General features: G+C 40.5%; 15 protein-coding genes. 11 read left to right on the top strand and 4 right to left on the bottom strand.

Going from position 1 to position 15,208, the window contains the following annotated elements:
- Window positions 1-126 precede the first annotated feature (126 nt).
- Genes JWG41_RS11915 through JWG41_RS11895 form a run of 5 tightly spaced genes read left to right on the top strand, consistent with a single transcriptional unit; the run spans window position 127 to window position 4,635 of the window.
- On the top strand, window positions 127-531 hold the full coding sequence (locus JWG41_RS11915) for a c-type cytochrome (protein ID WP_205270155.1): 405 nt from the start codon (window positions 127-129) through the stop codon (window positions 529-531).
- A 51-nt stretch (window positions 532-582) separates the two neighbouring features.
- Complete coding sequence (locus JWG41_RS11910) at window positions 583-804, top strand: hypothetical protein (protein WP_205270154.1); 222 nt, start codon at window positions 583-585, stop codon at window positions 802-804.
- A gap of 42 nt (window positions 805-846) precedes the next feature.
- Window positions 847-1,197: an STAS domain-containing protein gene (locus tag JWG41_RS11905; RefSeq protein ID WP_205270153.1), complete on the top strand. Its 351-nt coding sequence runs from the start codon at window positions 847-849 to the stop codon at window positions 1,195-1,197.
- 56 nt (window positions 1,198-1,253) lie between these two features.
- The gene (locus tag JWG41_RS11900; RefSeq protein WP_205270152.1) at window positions 1,254-2,534 is read left to right on the top strand and encodes a citrate/2-methylcitrate synthase; all 1,281 of its coding nucleotides are present in this window, start codon (window positions 1,254-1,256) and stop codon (window positions 2,532-2,534) included.
- 22 nt (window positions 2,535-2,556) lie between these two features.
- On the top strand, window positions 2,557-4,635 hold the full coding sequence (locus JWG41_RS11895; protein WP_205270151.1) for a SpoIIE family protein phosphatase: 2,079 nt from the start codon (window positions 2,557-2,559) through the stop codon (window positions 4,633-4,635).
- 87 nt (window positions 4,636-4,722) lie between these two features.
- On the opposite strand, the gene JWG41_RS11890 is transcribed toward JWG41_RS11895, so the two are convergent.
- Genes JWG41_RS11890 through JWG41_RS11875 form a run of 4 tightly spaced genes read right to left on the bottom strand, consistent with a single transcriptional unit; the run spans window position 4,723 to window position 8,092 of the window.
- Window positions 4,723-5,646, bottom strand: coding sequence for a TPM domain-containing protein (locus JWG41_RS11890; RefSeq protein WP_205270150.1), 924 nt, complete (start codon window positions 5,644-5,646; stop codon window positions 4,723-4,725).
- Window positions 5,646-6,311, bottom strand: a complete 666-nt coding sequence (locus JWG41_RS11885; protein WP_205270149.1) for a TPM domain-containing protein — start codon at window positions 6,309-6,311, stop codon at window positions 5,646-5,648. Before JWG41_RS11885 ends, JWG41_RS11890 begins: the two co-directional genes overlap by 1 nt.
- Before the next feature lie 45 nt (window positions 6,312-6,356).
- On the bottom strand, window positions 6,357-7,211 hold the full coding sequence (locus JWG41_RS11880; protein WP_205270148.1) for a heme o synthase: 855 nt from the start codon (window positions 7,209-7,211) through the stop codon (window positions 6,357-6,359).
- A gap of 2 nt (window positions 7,212-7,213) precedes the next feature.
- Window positions 7,214-8,092, bottom strand: coding sequence for a COX15/CtaA family protein (locus tag JWG41_RS11875; protein WP_205270147.1), 879 nt, complete (start codon window positions 8,090-8,092; stop codon window positions 7,214-7,216).
- Window positions 8,093-8,387: 295 nt separating this feature from the next.
- Between JWG41_RS11875 and JWG41_RS11870 the strand changes: the two genes are divergently transcribed.
- The 6 genes from JWG41_RS11870 to JWG41_RS11845 all read left to right on the top strand — a co-directional run bounded on the left by JWG41_RS11870 (window position 8,388) and on the right by JWG41_RS11845 (window position 15,205).
- Window positions 8,388-9,224, top strand: a complete 837-nt coding sequence (locus JWG41_RS11870; protein ID WP_205270146.1) for an SCO family protein — start codon at window positions 8,388-8,390, stop codon at window positions 9,222-9,224.
- Window positions 9,225-10,187, top strand: coding sequence for a cytochrome c oxidase subunit II (coxB, locus tag JWG41_RS11865; protein WP_205270145.1), 963 nt, complete (start codon window positions 9,225-9,227; stop codon window positions 10,185-10,187).
- Between the two features lie 9 nt (window positions 10,188-10,196).
- Window positions 10,197-11,813, top strand: coding sequence for a cytochrome c oxidase subunit I (locus JWG41_RS11860; RefSeq protein WP_205270144.1), 1,617 nt, complete (start codon window positions 10,197-10,199; stop codon window positions 11,811-11,813).
- Window positions 11,800-12,573: a cytochrome c oxidase subunit 3 family protein gene (locus JWG41_RS11855; protein WP_205270143.1), complete on the top strand. Its 774-nt coding sequence runs from the start codon at window positions 11,800-11,802 to the stop codon at window positions 12,571-12,573. The genes JWG41_RS11860 and JWG41_RS11855 overlap by 14 nt, the downstream gene beginning before the upstream one ends.
- 13 nt (window positions 12,574-12,586) lie before the next feature.
- Window positions 12,587-13,171: a cytochrome C oxidase subunit IV family protein gene (locus tag JWG41_RS11850; RefSeq protein ID WP_205270142.1), complete on the top strand. Its 585-nt coding sequence runs from the start codon at window positions 12,587-12,589 to the stop codon at window positions 13,169-13,171.
- An 81-nt stretch (window positions 13,172-13,252) separates the two neighbouring features.
- Complete coding sequence (locus JWG41_RS11845; RefSeq protein WP_205270141.1) at window positions 13,253-15,205, top strand: SpoIIE family protein phosphatase; 1,953 nt, start codon at window positions 13,253-13,255, stop codon at window positions 15,203-15,205.
- Window positions 15,206-15,208: the final 3 nt, after the last annotated feature.

The raw sequence follows: 15,208 nt of genomic DNA, 5'->3' as shown, positions 1-15,208 counted from the left end.
GGTTATGAGTTTCAGTTTCAAAATTTAGAAACGGCTCTTTCAAATCTTTTACAAAAACAGTGATTTCTTCTTTGCAAAACGCAAAGTACGTGAGAGACTGGAGTCATCCTTATCTCGGAGTAAGAAATGAACTCAAAAAAAGTCTTAGTCTCTCTATTCGCACTCTCCTTCGCATTTGTGATGGTAGCATGTGGCGATTCCAAACCAAAAGAAGAAGCACCGGCTGCTGTTGAATCTAGCGCTAGTGCGGATCCTGACCTTGCAAAAGGAGAAGAACTCTACCTACAAAACTGTTCTTCTTGCCATGGTGAGAAAGGTGCTGGTGACGGTGCTGCTGCTGCTGCTCTCAATCCAAAACCAAGAAACTACAAAGCTCCTGCTTCTGAGTGGAAAAATGGAAGTACTGCTGCTGGCGTAACAAAAACATTGAAAGAAGGAATCAAAGGATCTCCGATGGTTGCTTACGGACATTTGGGTGATGATAATATCCGCATCCTTGCAAAATACGTAGAACACCTTTCTAAAAACTAATCATTCTCTTTTTCGGTTCCGTCTATAGGTCGGAGCCGAACAATTGTCTTTATGAACCAAATCATCAAAAAAGCTGATCGACCCACTTGTGATTGCGGAACCACTCGTGACGATGAAAGCGCACGTAAAGTAGTTAAGTATTCCACCTGGGGAATGATCGCCATGGGTCTTGTCGGGATATCAGCTACACCGACCGATGTGTACTTTGTTTGCCGAAAATGCAAACAACCCTTTGGCCGAATGACCAAGGAAGAAAGAAAATCGAAATCCTAATTTTTGTTGACCCGCGTTCTCAGTGGATTTCCCTGGAAGCTAATGATGGAAGAGTTTAAGATTCGGTTGGGATTTGAAAATGGGGGAAGCCTCCCTGTGATTCACATTTCTGGCGAAATCACATCCGAAGCCGAAGAAGAGATTGTTGAATCTTATGAATCCATCCCGTCCGACAAACGCACTCGTGTCATTTTGAACTTTTCCGAAACTTCCTATATCAATTCTGCAGGAATTGCTACCCTTATCAGTCTCATTACCAAATCTTCTGAAAACCAGGGAAAAATTGAATTTGCCGGACTCAATACTCACTTCCGCAAAGTGATGGATATTGTTGGTCTCACTGACTTTGTCCTCATTCACGATTCTCTCAATTCTGCACTCACCCAAGTCTAAATTATTCTAGATTCCTAACTTCCCTTCCGTAAGATAGGAGGGAGAGAGGTCTTTTCATGAGTGAAGTGGAATTCCACGTCAAGGGCAAAACATACAAATTACCGGTCATCGTTGGTACCGATGGAAAAGAAGGAATCGACCTAACCGATTTTTATAGAAAAACCGGCCTGGTGACTGTAGACCCTGGTTTGTTTAACACAGCTCTAGGTTTATCGAAAGTATCCAGACGTGATCCGGAAAAAGGTGAATTGACCTATCGTGGTTATGACCTGAAAGAACTTGCTTACCAATCCACTTTTGTGGAAACTTCGTTTTTATTAATTTATGGAAATCTTCCCACCAAGCAAGAGTTAAGCGATTTTTCAAGTCGTCTCTCTAAACACTCAATGATCCACGAAGATATGTTGAATCTCTTTGATGGTTTTCCTGGTGTTGCCAATCCATTAGCAGTTTTATCCGTGATGGTAACTTCACTTTCTAGTTATTATTTGCAGGAATACGAAGAAAAACTGGATATGGGTGTGGATTTAATCGCAAGGTTACTTGCAAAAATTCGTACCATTGCAGCTTTCACATACAAACATGCCGTAGGACATCCGTTTGTTTATCCTTTGGATAAAAATCCTTATTGTACAAACTTTCTCTATATGATGCACAAACTACCTGCGGACAATTACAATGTTCCAGAAGAGTTTGATCGTATCCTCAACCAAATGTGGATCTTACATGCAGACCACGAACAAAATGTATCCAACACGGCAGTGCAAGTGGTTGGATCGACACAAGCGAATCTATTTGCTTCGATCTCTGCTGGGATCATGGCACAGTGGGGAGCTCGTGAAGGGGGAAGGCCTACTGCTGCCATTGGTCTTATTGAAGACATTATCAAAACAAAAACACCTGTTAAAGATTATTTCGAAAGATTCAAACGTGGTGGCCTAAACATTCAAACCAATGGGTTTGGACAAAAAGCGTATGATGTAGTCAGTCCTCGTGCCCAAGTTGCTCGTGAAATCATTCGCGAATTCTACAAAGGTAGAAAGTTAAGCGCTGTAGAAGATGTGGCTCTCCAAATTGATGAGATAGTTTGGAACGATTCATATTTTATGGAAAATCTCCTCTATCCGAACTTAGAATACTACTCAGGACTCGTATTTCACACATTGGGAATCCCTAAAGATATGTTCTCTGTGATGCAAGTAATCGGTAGACTTCCTGGATGGCTCGCACACTGGAGAGAACAACGTATGAAGGGAGACTTCTCAAAAGTTCGTCCAAAACAGATATATGTGGGCGAAAACCAAAGAAAGTACATCCCTGTTCAGAGCCGCCTATAGGTTCGTTAGACTTTCCTTCCCCATGAATTTCCGATGGTTCGGAATCATTTGGTGTTTGGCACTCTTTTCGTGTATACCGAAAGAAGTGCCACCAAAGGTGGAAAAAGGATTTCTATCGGCCGAGTCGTACTTAAAAGACCAGACAAAAACTTTAGAACTCATTGGAGACTGGGAATACTATCCTGGTCTTTTGATTTCTCCCCAAGAACTCGAAACCTTGGACACAAGCCGGGAACCTCATTTTTTTTCCGTTCCTGGAGTTTGGTCTGACTTTTTTTGGAATCGAGGATTCCTTGCAGGAGATGGATATGCTACCTTTGGCGTCGATGTAAAACATGGCCAGAAAGGAGTTCCGCTATCTTTAAGGGTTCCTGAAATGGAAACCGCCTATGTTTTGTTTGTTGATGGAGTCAAACTTGCATCCAATGGTGTGGTTGCTACTTCCTACCAAAATGGCAAACCAGAATACAGACCAAGAATCATAGATTTTTTTCCAAAAGAAAACCAAACTTCCATTTTATTACAAATTTCCAATTACCATCATAGAAAGGGTGGGCCGGCACAGGTAATCACACTCGGCAAAACATCAGAGATTCATCATCAGTATGAGTTTGCGATTTTGCGAGATATGTTACTTGCGGGTAGTATTTTATTTATGGGTTTTTATCATCTGTTTTTATATTGGAACAGAAAAAAAGATCCATTCACGTATTGGTTTGCGTTAACTTGTATTCTCGTCGCCTTCCGAGTGTTTATTGCAGGAAATAAATATTTGGTGCAGATTTATCCTGGGTTACCTTGGGAAATTCATTTAAAACTAAGTTACCTTAGTATCTTTTTGATCACACCGATCTTTACAAAGTATGTTTATTTACTTTTTAAACCTTATTTCTCTCGCAGAGCTTATGAAATTTTAAAATATGTGGGTTTTGCTTTTTGTTTTATTGTTTTGGTCACTAGATCATCGTTTTACACGTATTTGATGGTCCCTTTTCAGGTTTTTACTTTGATGGGTGCCGCTTATACTTTTTTAGTCATTGTAAGGGCCATTCGCGATTCCCTTCCGGGTTCGACTATCTTTTTGTTTAGTTTTGTGATTTTCATAGCTAGTTTTATCAATGACAGTTTGGTCAATAACCTAATCATTCATGGCCCTCTCACCATCCACTTTGGAATTTTTACCATGTTCTTTGTGCAGTCTGTCTACATTGCCAGAAATTTTTCAAAGGGGTTTGTTGATGCTGAAAACTTAGCCATTGAGCTTTCGGACAAAAACCAAACCTTACAACGTGTGCAAAACCAACTCACAGATTTAAACGAACGTTTGGAAACAAGGGTAAAGGACAAAACAGAAGAACTCCAGGGAAAATTGGACCAAATTGGAAAGGATATGAGACTGGCAAAGTCCATCATCCAAAGTGTCACTAAACTTCCTGACGTAGATCCTTATCTCAAAGTAGATATATTATACAAACCGATCGCTGAAGTCGGTGGAGATATATTTTTCGTAAAACGAATTCAAGATTTCTATTATCGATTCTTTTTGGGTGATGCTACCGGCCACGGTTTACAAGCGGCTCTTTATTCCATGATGATCCAATCAGAATTTGAACGTGTTTCTGCTGTGGCCATGCGACCGAACGATTTGTTGTTCTACATGAACCAACATTTTTATGATAAAAATGCAGACCTTCAGATTTACTTTCCAGCGTTAGTGATGGATTTTGATTTCCATCAAAAAATCCTCCGTTATGCGGGAGGTGGTGTCCAAAACCAAATCCATATGAAAAAAAATGGGATCACTACTATGCTTGAAAACACAGGCCCCATCATTGGAATTTTGGAACATTACCGGTATGGAATTTTGGAATCGAAGGTAGAGTCGGGAGATCGAATCTTTTTATTTACAGATGGACTTTTTGAAGAATTGAACGAATCGGATGGGGTGCAGGCTTGGGGGGATTTACTAGAGGTAATCCAGAATACTGTAACTTTGCCTTTTGCCGAAGTTGTCCCTTCCATTCAAACTATGTTATTCCAAAGAATGAACAAATCGCAATGGAAGGACGACTCCACACTGATTTTTATTGAAATCACCTAACGTAAAGTTCGCGGTAGGTGATTTCATTTAGATGCATTTGGGGATCACAAAAATCCCCGTGAGTCCAATGGCAGTCAGATTTTCCACCTACCAATCGCCAGAAGATCCACCACCTCCGGAATCACCGCCACCACCAGACCAACTATCGCTCGAGTCACTGGAAGACCAGGAATCACTTCCACTAGACCAACCACCGCCATCGAAAAATCCTCCACCGGATCCACCACCTTTACCAAGGCCAAAGACTCTTTTTAAAAATATTACTAAAAAGAAAATTACGATTGCGAGAATCAGAGCGAAAGTTCCTCCAAAGGCCAAAACTAACAGAGGATAAAGGAAGAGGATTCCTATGATAGTAACAACGATTCCACCAAAACCGGCTACAAATAGAGATCCAAAAGTGGCGAGTCCACCAACCACTCCTGAGGTGACCTCTTCAGAAGCATCACCCCCAGTTGTGTCCACATCATCTTCTGAAGGTGCGTATTCCCCACGAATGGCAGCCATGATGGCATTCACTCCCGCCGTGACTCCACCATCCATATCCCCAGCTTTAAAACTAGGTCTTAGTTCGTTACGAATGATTTGTTTGGCTTGGATGTCTGTGAGAGCTCCCTCTAAACCACGGCCTACTTCAATTCTCATTTTTCTTTCGTTAGGTGCAATGAGTAAAAGAATTCCATTGTTTTTGGATTTTTGTCCCAATTTCCATTCATCAAAAATCTGAATGGCAACATCTTCTATGACTTCATCATGTAAACTTGGTGTTGTGTACACGGCGATTTGATTGGAAGTCTCCGTTTCAAATTGTTTGAGATTGGATTCTAATTGGGTTCTTGTGGCATCTGATAAAATTCCTGCATGGTCCATAACTCTTCTTTCCAGTTTGGGAACCGGATAAGAAACAAGTCCCGTGATGGTTGAAAACAAAAGAAAAACAAGAAACCATACTTTCTTAAGATAAAGATTCGATACAAATTTTGAATGTGAAATTTTTCTATCAATTTTCATTACATCAATTTCCCGCCGTCACGAATTTCGTTGGAGATTTCATTTTTATCGTCTTTTTCTCTTTGGATATTGTATTTTTTGAGTAGGTCTCCACAAAAGAGAATACTAGAAACAATCCCTTCTTTTTTCTTTTTGGATTTCATTCCTTCCACAATCAAACGAACGGCTTCATTCCATTCTGATTTAGGAACTACCTTGGCAATTTCTTTGTCAGGTAGGACTCGAACAAAATGTTCATACAAAGAAATATAAATTAAAATTCCAGTTCTGTTTTTGGTTCTAAAAACTTCTTCATCTAAAAAAGCTTCTTTGGCTCTCAGGTCGACAAAGTATTGTTTGGCGCCCCTGGATACTAAACTGATTCTGATTTTTGGGAAAACTGTAGTGATGACAAATCCAAAAATCGCACCGAGCCACACGGATACAATGGCAAAGAAAGACTTTCCTTCCCATAGAGGGCCATAAAAACTTTCGGCTGTATAAAAGACAGCCCCACTCACACCCCCAAAAAGAAAGGCTCCAAGCCATGCCCATTCTTTATAATGGTGGGAAGATTCTGCAAAAAAGGGAACGATTTCTGCCGAGGTTTTGGACTCTGCAACACCAACCGCTGCTTTGATTTCATCCAAATCGGATTTAGAGAAATAACGTGTAAGTATGCTCATGGGCAGAAGAAAAACAGGAATTTTGACTCAAATCAATCAAAAAACCTAGATTTTAGAATCGATGACGATGGCTAAACTCACGAGAAATAAGTGGAAGATACTAAAGAAGAAAAACCGTTTCGCCAGGATTTTGTCTTGGGAAAGTTTCAAGAGGTAAGCAAAAACCAAAATCACAATGGAGAGTAGGATGGCAGAAATCAAAAAAAGTAATCCCATACGGTCATCAGCAAAATAAAATCCAATCACCGAAGTTGAATAAGCAATTGCATAAAGAAAGATTTGGTTCACTGTTTTTTGGATTCCCGAAACCACAGGCATCATAGGAATTCCTGCAAACTCGTAATCATCTTTTAAGAAGATAGCAAGAGCCCAGAAGTGGGCCGGTGTCCAAAGAAAAATCATTAAAAACAAAACCCAAGCAGGAATGGGGAGGTTATTTGCCATAGCTGCATAACCAATGAGCGGGCCAATACATCCGGAAATCCCACCAATCACAATGTTTTGTTCTGTTCTTGGTTTCAGCCAAATTGTATATAAAAACACATATAACAGCAACGCGGAGAGGGCACAAACGGCCGTTAGTAGGTTGATGTAATAAGTTAAAATTCCAAATGACAAAATGGCAACGAGCACTCCCAAAATCAGCGCGAACCTAGGCGAAATTTCGCCAGAAGGAATCGGTCTTTGTTTGGTTCTGTACATCACCGCGTCTCTTTCTCTTTCAATGTATTGATTGAGAATAAAAGAAGCAGAACTCATCAGATAAGTTCCAAGTAAGGTAATTCCAATTTCCCAAAGAGATGGGTATCCGGTAGTTCCTAAGTACATACCGGGAAGGACGGTGGCAAGAACGAGCACTGTGACTCTAGGTTTTGTGAGTTGGTTCCACAAACGGAACATTATTAAACCTCTTTTTCCTCAGACCGAAAATGGTAAAAAGCAGCGATAAAACAAAACATAAATACTAGCACACCATTTAGCGTGTGTAATCCGGTGATTAGTTTTGGAAGATGGTATAAAACGTTCATTGCACCAAGAAGGATCTGAAAAGAAACGAGATAAGCCGCGATTTTCAGGGATTTTTTGACATCCCCGTTTTTTAAATAAAGGATTCCATAAGCCGAGAGAGATAATACAGAAAGAGTGACTAAATACCCAAATAATCTATGTTCCATTTGAAAACGGATAGTTCCCTTCATCTCGGGAAACCATTCCCCGTAACAAGTAGGGAAGTCCGGACAAGCAAGTCCTGCGTAGTGAGAACTTACCTTCCCCCCGAGAAAAAGTTGGTATAAAACCACGATGAGAGTAAAAACAAAAAAATATTTGCCAGGTCTTTCCCATTGAAATGCAGAAGAAGTGTGTTCAGAGATCAGTAATCGAACTGTAAGGCAAGTTGATAATAATAAAACTGCATTGAGTAAGTGAAGGTTAACAGTTGTTGGGTGGAGTAATTTTGTAACGGTGAGTCCACCGAGAATCACTTGTGAAATTAAGAAAATTAGGGATAACGTTGCAACAATTCCTAATCGAGAACGAGTCTCTTTATTTTTTAAAATCCAAACAAAACCGATTCCAACTAGGATTCCTAAAATACCGGAATAGTATCTATGTCCCACTTCCATAAAAATTTGGAATGTAAATTCAGGTACAAACTTCCCATGACACAAAGGCCAATCAGGACATGCGAGTCCCGAATCTGTTGCTCTTACGAGTGGTCCGTAGAGGAGATTGATAAGGATCATAGCGGAAAGGATGGTGTAAAAACGTTTGAGTGTCATACGTCTATCTGTTTCCTCCAGGTTTTGTGATCTGAGTTTGGGGAAAATAAAATTAATCTTGCATCTTTTAAAAATTGTTGGATAAAAAGAGGAGTTTTTCGTATAGACTATAACAGGTAAATTTATGCAAAACACAGACCTTTACAATAAGGGTGGCTATTGGACTTTCCTTGTCACACTCGTTCTCAACATTCTTTTCTTCGCTTATATTTCCTTTGTTCATCCGGGTACTCCGGAAAACCCAGGAATTGATTCTAAAAGCGTTCAGTCCAAATAGGGTAGTCACCAAACCTTCGTGAATATCAGACTTATCCTTTTGTTTTGTTTGTCGTTTTGGTCTGGGGTCGTGTATGCGTACGATCCACATTCCAATCTCACTCGGGAAAACAAACTCCCGAAAGAACTCGAAAACATTGGATTTTCCGACGTCACGGGGAAGTCACTGAATCTCGATATCCCTTTTCGTGATGAATCTGGAAAAACGGTTCGTTTCTCCGATTTTCTAACGAAAGGAAAACCCATCCTCCTTTCCCCCGTTTATTTCAAATGCCCCACACTTTGTAACTTCCACCTTAACGGTGTGTTCCAAGGTCTGAAAGCCCTCGATTGGACTCTCGGCAAAGAATACCAATACATTGCGGTATCCATTGACCCGAAAGAAAACGAATCCATTTCGTTTCCTAAAAAAGGCGCTTATTTGAAAGAATATGGTAGGGATGGAGCAGAACAGGGCCTTCACCTTTTGACCGGTACACAGGAATCCATTGATGCTCTCACAAAACAATTGGACTTTCGGTATGCTTGGGACGCGGAAGCAAAACAATATATCCACGCCAGTGGGGTTTATGTTTTGACTCCTGAAGGGAAAGTCTCACGGATTTTTCAAGGGATCCAACTCGAACCAAGAGATTTGAAATTTGCCTTTCTTGAGGCATCTTCTGGTAAGATTGGGAGTTTTGTAGACAAGTTTGCTTTATTTTGCTTTCAATTTGATCCGAGAAAAAATAAATATACGATATACGCATACAGGATGATGCAATTCGGGGGGGCGGTCACCTTACTCCTTCTCGGTGCGTTTTTATACATAAACTGGCGAAAAATAACAAATAACAACCGTCAAGGAGTCACATAGATGTCTTGGAGCAGTCTCATTCCAGCGACCTCGTTCATGCCTATTCAGGCGACTGAAATCGCAAAAGAAGTCGATCTTCTCTATGCGTTTCTGATCATTTCAAGCCTTGTTTCGTTTGTCATCTTGATTGGTGGAATGACATGGTTCCTGATCAAGTTCAAACGTACAAGTTTAGACCAAAAATCTGCATACATTACTCACAATAATTTTGCCGAATTTCTTTGGTCTTTCATTCCTCTCGTGATTATGATGGGGATTTTCTATTGGGGTATGGTGATTTTTGAAAAACTTCGCATTCCACCAGAAGATATCGCAACTGAAATTCACGTAACTGGTGAACAGTGGGCGTGGACCTACCGTTATGCAAATGGAAAAGAGTTCTATAGCTCTGCAAACGATCCAATGATCGTTCCTGCAGGTAAAGCAACGAAACTCGTCCTTACTTCTAAAGATGTCATTCATAGTTTTTATGTTCCCGCTTTCCGAACTAAACAAGATGCGGTTCCAGGAAAACTCACTCAACTTTGGTTCGAACCAAAACAACCGGGTGAATACATTGTATTCTGTACAGAATATTGCGGAACCAAACACTCTGGTATGATGCTTAAAATCAAAGCCATTCCTTCTGAGGAATATGCGGCTTGGTATCATGCTGAGAAAAAAGGTGCAGATAGTCCTGCTGATCTTGGTAAAACACTATTTGCTCAAAAAGCTTGTGCTTCTTGCCACTCGATCGATGGATCTAGAATTGTTGGACCTACCATGAAAGGACTTTTTGGTTCTGGTAGAAAGTTTGCTGACGGAAGCCAATCCAAAGCAGATGAAAATTACCTTCGTGAGTCCATCCTAGTTTCTTCTGCAAAAATCGTAGAAGGATATCCGCCAGCAATGCCGGTATTCCAAGGCCAATTGTCTGACGAAGACGTTGCCAACCTAATTGAATATATCAAATCCATTAAATAAGGAAGAGAGATGAGTTCAGCACATACAAAATCCGAACATGGTCATTCCACTGACCATAATTATCTGAACCACGGATCTGGAATCTGGTCTTGGATGACCACTCTGGACCACAAACGCATTGGTCTTATGTACTTTGCAACAGTTTCCACCCTTTTCTTAATTGGTGGTTTCTTTGCTTTAGGAATTCGATTGCACTTAGCTAAATTTGGTGCCACACCACTTTTGGAGCCGGACACTTATAATAAGTTCATGACCTTCCATGGTGCCATTATGGTATTTATGGTAATCATTCCGGGAATTCCTGCTTTTCTTGGTAACTTTGTTCTTCCTATCCAATTAGGTGCGAAAGACGTTGCTTTCCCAAGACTCAACTTGGCTTCTTACTACATTTTCATTGCAGGGGCTGCGATTGGCGCTTCTTCCATGATCTTCAATCAAGTAGATACAGGTTGGACATTCTATACTCCATACTCTACGGCAAAGACTTCTAACGGAGTGATTTTGCTTGTTTTGGGTGCTTTTACTATGGGTTTTTCTTCCATCCTTACGGGACTAAACTTCATCGTAACCACTCATAAACTGAGAGCTCCTGGTATGACTATGGACCGCATCCCACTTATGATTTGGGCTTTGTATTCCACTTCCATCATCCAGATCCTTGCGACACCAATTCTTGCCATCACACTTCTTCTGATTGGTGCTGAGAAAACTCTTGGTGTGGGAATCTTTGATCCAGACCTCGGAGGAGATCCAGTTCTTTTCCAACACTTCTTCTGGTTCTACTCTCACCCTGCGGTTTATATCATGATCCTTCCTGCGATGGGCGTGATCTCTGAACTCATCACTGCGTTCTCTAAAAAAACAATTTTCGGTTACCGTGCGATTGCTTACTCATCAGTTGCGATTGCAGCAGTATCCTTTCTTGTTTGGGGACACCATATGTTTGTTTCCGGTCAGTCTACTCTTGCCGGTATCATTTTCTCCATCATCACAATGTTTGTTGGGGTTCCGACTGCCATCAAACTCTTCAACTGGATTTCTACGATGTATCGCGGAACCGTAACCTTCGAAGCGCCTATGCTCTTCGCTCTTGGTTTTATGTTTCTTTTCACTATCGGTGGTTTGACAGGGGTTTTCCTTGCATCGACTGGTATGGACGTTCATTTCCATGATACTTACTTCGTGGTAGCGCACTTCCACTACGTAATGGTGGGTGGAACTCTTATGGCTCTTATGGGCGGTATCTATTACTGGTTCCCAAAAATGTTTGGAAGGATGACTTCTGACCTCGGTGGAAGAATCTCTTGGGTGCTTATCTTCACTGGATTCAATGTAACTTTCTTTCCACAATTCGTACTTGGTGCGATGGGAATGCCAAGACGTTACTTTGACTACCTTCCAGAATACACAAACCTCAACCAAATCTCTACTGTGGGCTCTTGGCTCATCGGTCTCGGATTTGTGGTAGGACTTGTCACTATCATTCATGGAATTCTTAGAGGGGAAAAAGCTCCTGATAACCCTTGGGGTGCAAAAACACTCGAATGGCAAACATCTTCTCCGCCTCCACACGAAAACTTTATCAATACTCCAACAGTAACTGCAGGGCCATATGACTTCCGTTAGTTCTTCAAGTGAATTTCAACACCAACACCATTTTAAGAGTGCAGAACACCAGTATGCCTCTTCCAAACAAGGGATCTGGTTATTCCTTTGCACTGAAATCCTGATGTTCGGTGGCCTATTCGTAGGTTACCTAATCTATCATTCTCTTTACCCAACTGTTTTTAAAAATGGTTCGGAAACTTTAGATTGGAAGATGGGTGCGGTAAACACGATTGTCCTTCTTGTCAGTTCTTTCACAATGGCAGCGGCGATTAACTATGTGCAACGTGGTTTGCATAAAATTGCTGCGATTATGCTTGTGATCACGATTGCTTGTGCTGGTGCCTTCATGGTCATCAAATACTTCGAATACAGTCACAAGTTCCATGTAGGAACTGTTCCCGGCAAATTTTCGTTAGTTGACCCTTCTTGTGGGGCTGGTGGGAAAAGAGCAGAGTGTGAAACTAAGATTTCCGCTCTTTTGAAAAACCCAGCGGAACTTGAGAAAAACCATGTGAGTGCTGAAGAAGTAACACGTTTAAAAGCAGTCATCTCCCAACCAAGATGGGAAATGTTCTACGGTTTTTACTTTGTTATGACTGGTCTTCACGGGGTGCACGTGGTAGCTGGTGCTTTCCTAATCTTCTGGGTATTTATCAAAACTCTAAGAAGAAAGGTTGGTCCTGAATACTACACTCCTGTAGAAGGTGTGGGTCTTTTCTGGCACGTAGTGGACTTGGTATGGATTTACCTCTTCCCACTTCTTTATTTGGTAGGATAAAAGGTATTATAAAATGGAATACGTAATCAATTACGGACTTTACTTCATTGCTCTCGTTGCAGTTTTCACTCCCATTCTTGGATTTGGAATTTTTGCTCCAGGGATTGCAACAGCTACCATTTTAGGATTTATCGTAAACTGGTTTGGTCAGTTTTTCCAAACAGATCGCTTTGCAAAATTTACAGACGAAAACAAAGACAACAAATTATTAAGATTTGTTTTAGGTGATGAAGATCACAAAGAAGACCACGCTTCTGCCTCTATGTGGGTAGAAGATGGAGAAGAGGAAGAAGAACACCACGAACACCATGTGATTTCTATTAAAACATATGTTTATGTTCTTTTGGCTCTTTTCTTTGGAACTTTTGTAACCGTTTGGGTAGCACAATACGATTTAGGAAAGTGGAACATGATTGTAGCCATGGCGGTTGCAACTTGTAAGGCGTTCTTCGTTTTGGCTTACTTCATGCACTTAAAATATGATAATATGTTAAACCGAGTGATTTTCCTTTCTGCATTTGCATTCCTTGCATTGCTTTTTGCATTTTCTTTCGGTGACATCGTTTCTCGAATTTTACCTACGACGAGTTTCCAATAAAGTTACTTATCAAAAAAAAATAGACAAAACGATTTTAAAGAAGCCCGCCCTTGCGCGGGCTTTTTCGTCTAATGAAGAATCGTGTATCAGTATCTCAAAACGATTCTTTCCAAATTCCTAGACCTCATTCCTGAAAGGAAAATCTATAACGAAGATTACATTAGTGAACTAGACAGACACACCCGGATCATTCAAATCCCGGGGAGTATCATCGGTGTCTTTGGTATGTTAGGTTTCGCTTTTGATACCGACGCCAAACTCCATCCAGAATTCCCTGAGTTATTCTACTTTCGAATCGGCTTTAGCCTTCTTTGTTTTTCTTATATAGTTTTCATACTTTATAACCATTCCAAAAAGAAACATTCTACTTGGGAAGGTTTGACCTGGGCCTATTTGGTATATGCATATTTGCTCTTCACGGCGGCCTACTATACGGGTCGGATTGCAGACGATGCCGCTTATGTTTCTGGGTTTCAGATGTTGGTAATGATTCTTCCATTTTTACCACTTCCAAGAAAAACTTTGTTCATTTATTATCCGATTTCTATTTTTATCTTTGTTCTTTCTGTAATCATCTATAATCCAAATCTTGCTACAGCTGCTGCTTCTTATTCAATGCAGAACTTAGTGATCAGTTACATTCTAGGAATTTTTAGTGGCTTTATCATTGAAGGATATAGGTTCCATTCCTTTTTAAATCACAAACGAATCATTAAAAAGAACGAAGAAATTACAAAAACAGTAGACGAAATCCAAACTCTAAAGTCCCAACAAGATGGAGATTATTTTCTAACATCTCTTTTATTGGAACCTCTCCTTGGTCACGAAGCGGATGGAAATGCTGTGGCGATCGAAACGGTGGTCAATCAATACAAAAAATTCTACTTCCGAAACAAGGAATACCAGTTAGGTGGAGATTACGTATCTGTTTTTAACCTAATTCTCCAAGGAAAACGTTATAAAGCCTTTATCAATGGAGATGCCATGGGGAAGTCCATCCAGGGAGCAGGGGGTGCCATTGTCCTTGGAGCAGTATACAACTCCATTATCATTCGTTCTAGGATGGACCCTATATCCTCTAATCGATCACCCGAACGTTGGTTACACGATTGTTATTTGGATTTACAAAAGGTATTTGAAACCTTCGACGGAGCCATGTTAGTTTCTGCTGTCGTGGGCCTTCTCGAAGAATCTACAGGGACTTTGTATTTTATCAACTTAGAACATCCTTGGGTAATTTTGTATCGTGATGGAAAAGCATCCTTCATTGAAAATGAAATTCACTATTATAAGTTAGGTGTGATGGAAGGATTGTCTGATACTTTTATCTCCGTTTTCCAAATGAAAAAAGGAGATAAAATTTTCTGTGGTTCGGATGGAAAAGATGATCTAGTACTTTCGGAAGCCGGAAGGTATCGTGATATTAACGAAAACCAAAATTTAATATTAGAAAATATCGAAGAAGCAGAAGGACAAATGCAGCCTCTCCTCGACTGTTTGCGAAATAAGGGGAAATACTCTGATGACTTGAGTTTGATTTCGTTGCAGTATAATTTGGATGCTTATCCAAAGCCGGGGCAATTTTTTTCGGAAGCAAGAGAAAGTATCCGTGAGAAGGAATATGATAAAGCACTCGATTTGTTATTGTCCTATGAATCAGCGCTGGAAACCTCCATCTCCGAATTAAAATACATTGCGAAGTTATACGAGAAAAAAGAGGACTTGGTGAAGGCAATGGAATACGCAAGCCTTGCTTTGGAAAACTATCCATCGGATACGGTATGGATGTTTCACACTTCCGTGTTGTATAAAAGAATGTATTCTTTATACAAGTCGCAATCGTTTTTATGGGAATCGCAAGAACTCAGCGAACGCGTTCGTCTCCGCCAACCTTCCAATATTCGGAATTTGATTCATTTGGCAGACGTTTGTAGGTTGAATGGAGACAAAGATCGATTTTCGTTTTTAATCAAACAAATTCAGAATCGAGAGCCAAACAATTTAAAGTTAAAGGAACTGATAGGTAAAACTTGAGTC

The organism is Leptospira chreensis (assembly GCF_016919165.1).
GTDB classification, from domain to species: domain Bacteria; phylum Spirochaetota; class Leptospiria; order Leptospirales; family Leptospiraceae; genus Leptospira_A; species Leptospira_A chreensis.
This window is presented reverse-complemented; position numbering and strand designations above follow the sequence as displayed.

Coding starts and splice junctions, on each gene's coding strand:
- JWG41_RS11915 (WP_205270155.1), top strand. CDS start 127: ATGAACTCAAAAAAAGTCTTAGTCTCTCTATTCGCACTCTCCTTCGCA.
- JWG41_RS11910 (WP_205270154.1), top strand. CDS start 583: ATGAACCAAATCATCAAAAAAGCTGATCGACCCACTTGTGATTGCGGA.
- JWG41_RS11905 (WP_205270153.1), top strand. CDS start 847: ATGATGGAAGAGTTTAAGATTCGGTTGGGATTTGAAAATGGGGGAAGC.
- JWG41_RS11900 (WP_205270152.1), top strand. CDS start 1,254: ATGAGTGAAGTGGAATTCCACGTCAAGGGCAAAACATACAAATTACCG.
- JWG41_RS11895 (WP_205270151.1), top strand. CDS start 2,557: ATGAATTTCCGATGGTTCGGAATCATTTGGTGTTTGGCACTCTTTTCG.
- JWG41_RS11890 (WP_205270150.1), bottom strand. CDS start 5,646: ATGAAAATTGATAGAAAAATTTCACATTCAAAATTTGTATCGAATCTT.
- JWG41_RS11885 (WP_205270149.1), bottom strand. CDS start 6,311: ATGAGCATACTTACACGTTATTTCTCTAAATCCGATTTGGATGAAATC.
- JWG41_RS11880 (WP_205270148.1), bottom strand. CDS start 7,211: ATGTTCCGTTTGTGGAACCAACTCACAAAACCTAGAGTCACAGTGCTC.
- JWG41_RS11875 (WP_205270147.1), bottom strand. CDS start 8,092: ATGACACTCAAACGTTTTTACACCATCCTTTCCGCTATGATCCTTATC.
- coxB (WP_205270145.1), top strand. CDS start 9,225: ATGTCTTGGAGCAGTCTCATTCCAGCGACCTCGTTCATGCCTATTCAG.
- JWG41_RS11860 (WP_205270144.1), top strand. CDS start 10,197: ATGAGTTCAGCACATACAAAATCCGAACATGGTCATTCCACTGACCAT.
- JWG41_RS11855 (WP_205270143.1), top strand. CDS start 11,800: ATGACTTCCGTTAGTTCTTCAAGTGAATTTCAACACCAACACCATTTT.
- JWG41_RS11850 (WP_205270142.1), top strand. CDS start 12,587: ATGGAATACGTAATCAATTACGGACTTTACTTCATTGCTCTCGTTGCA.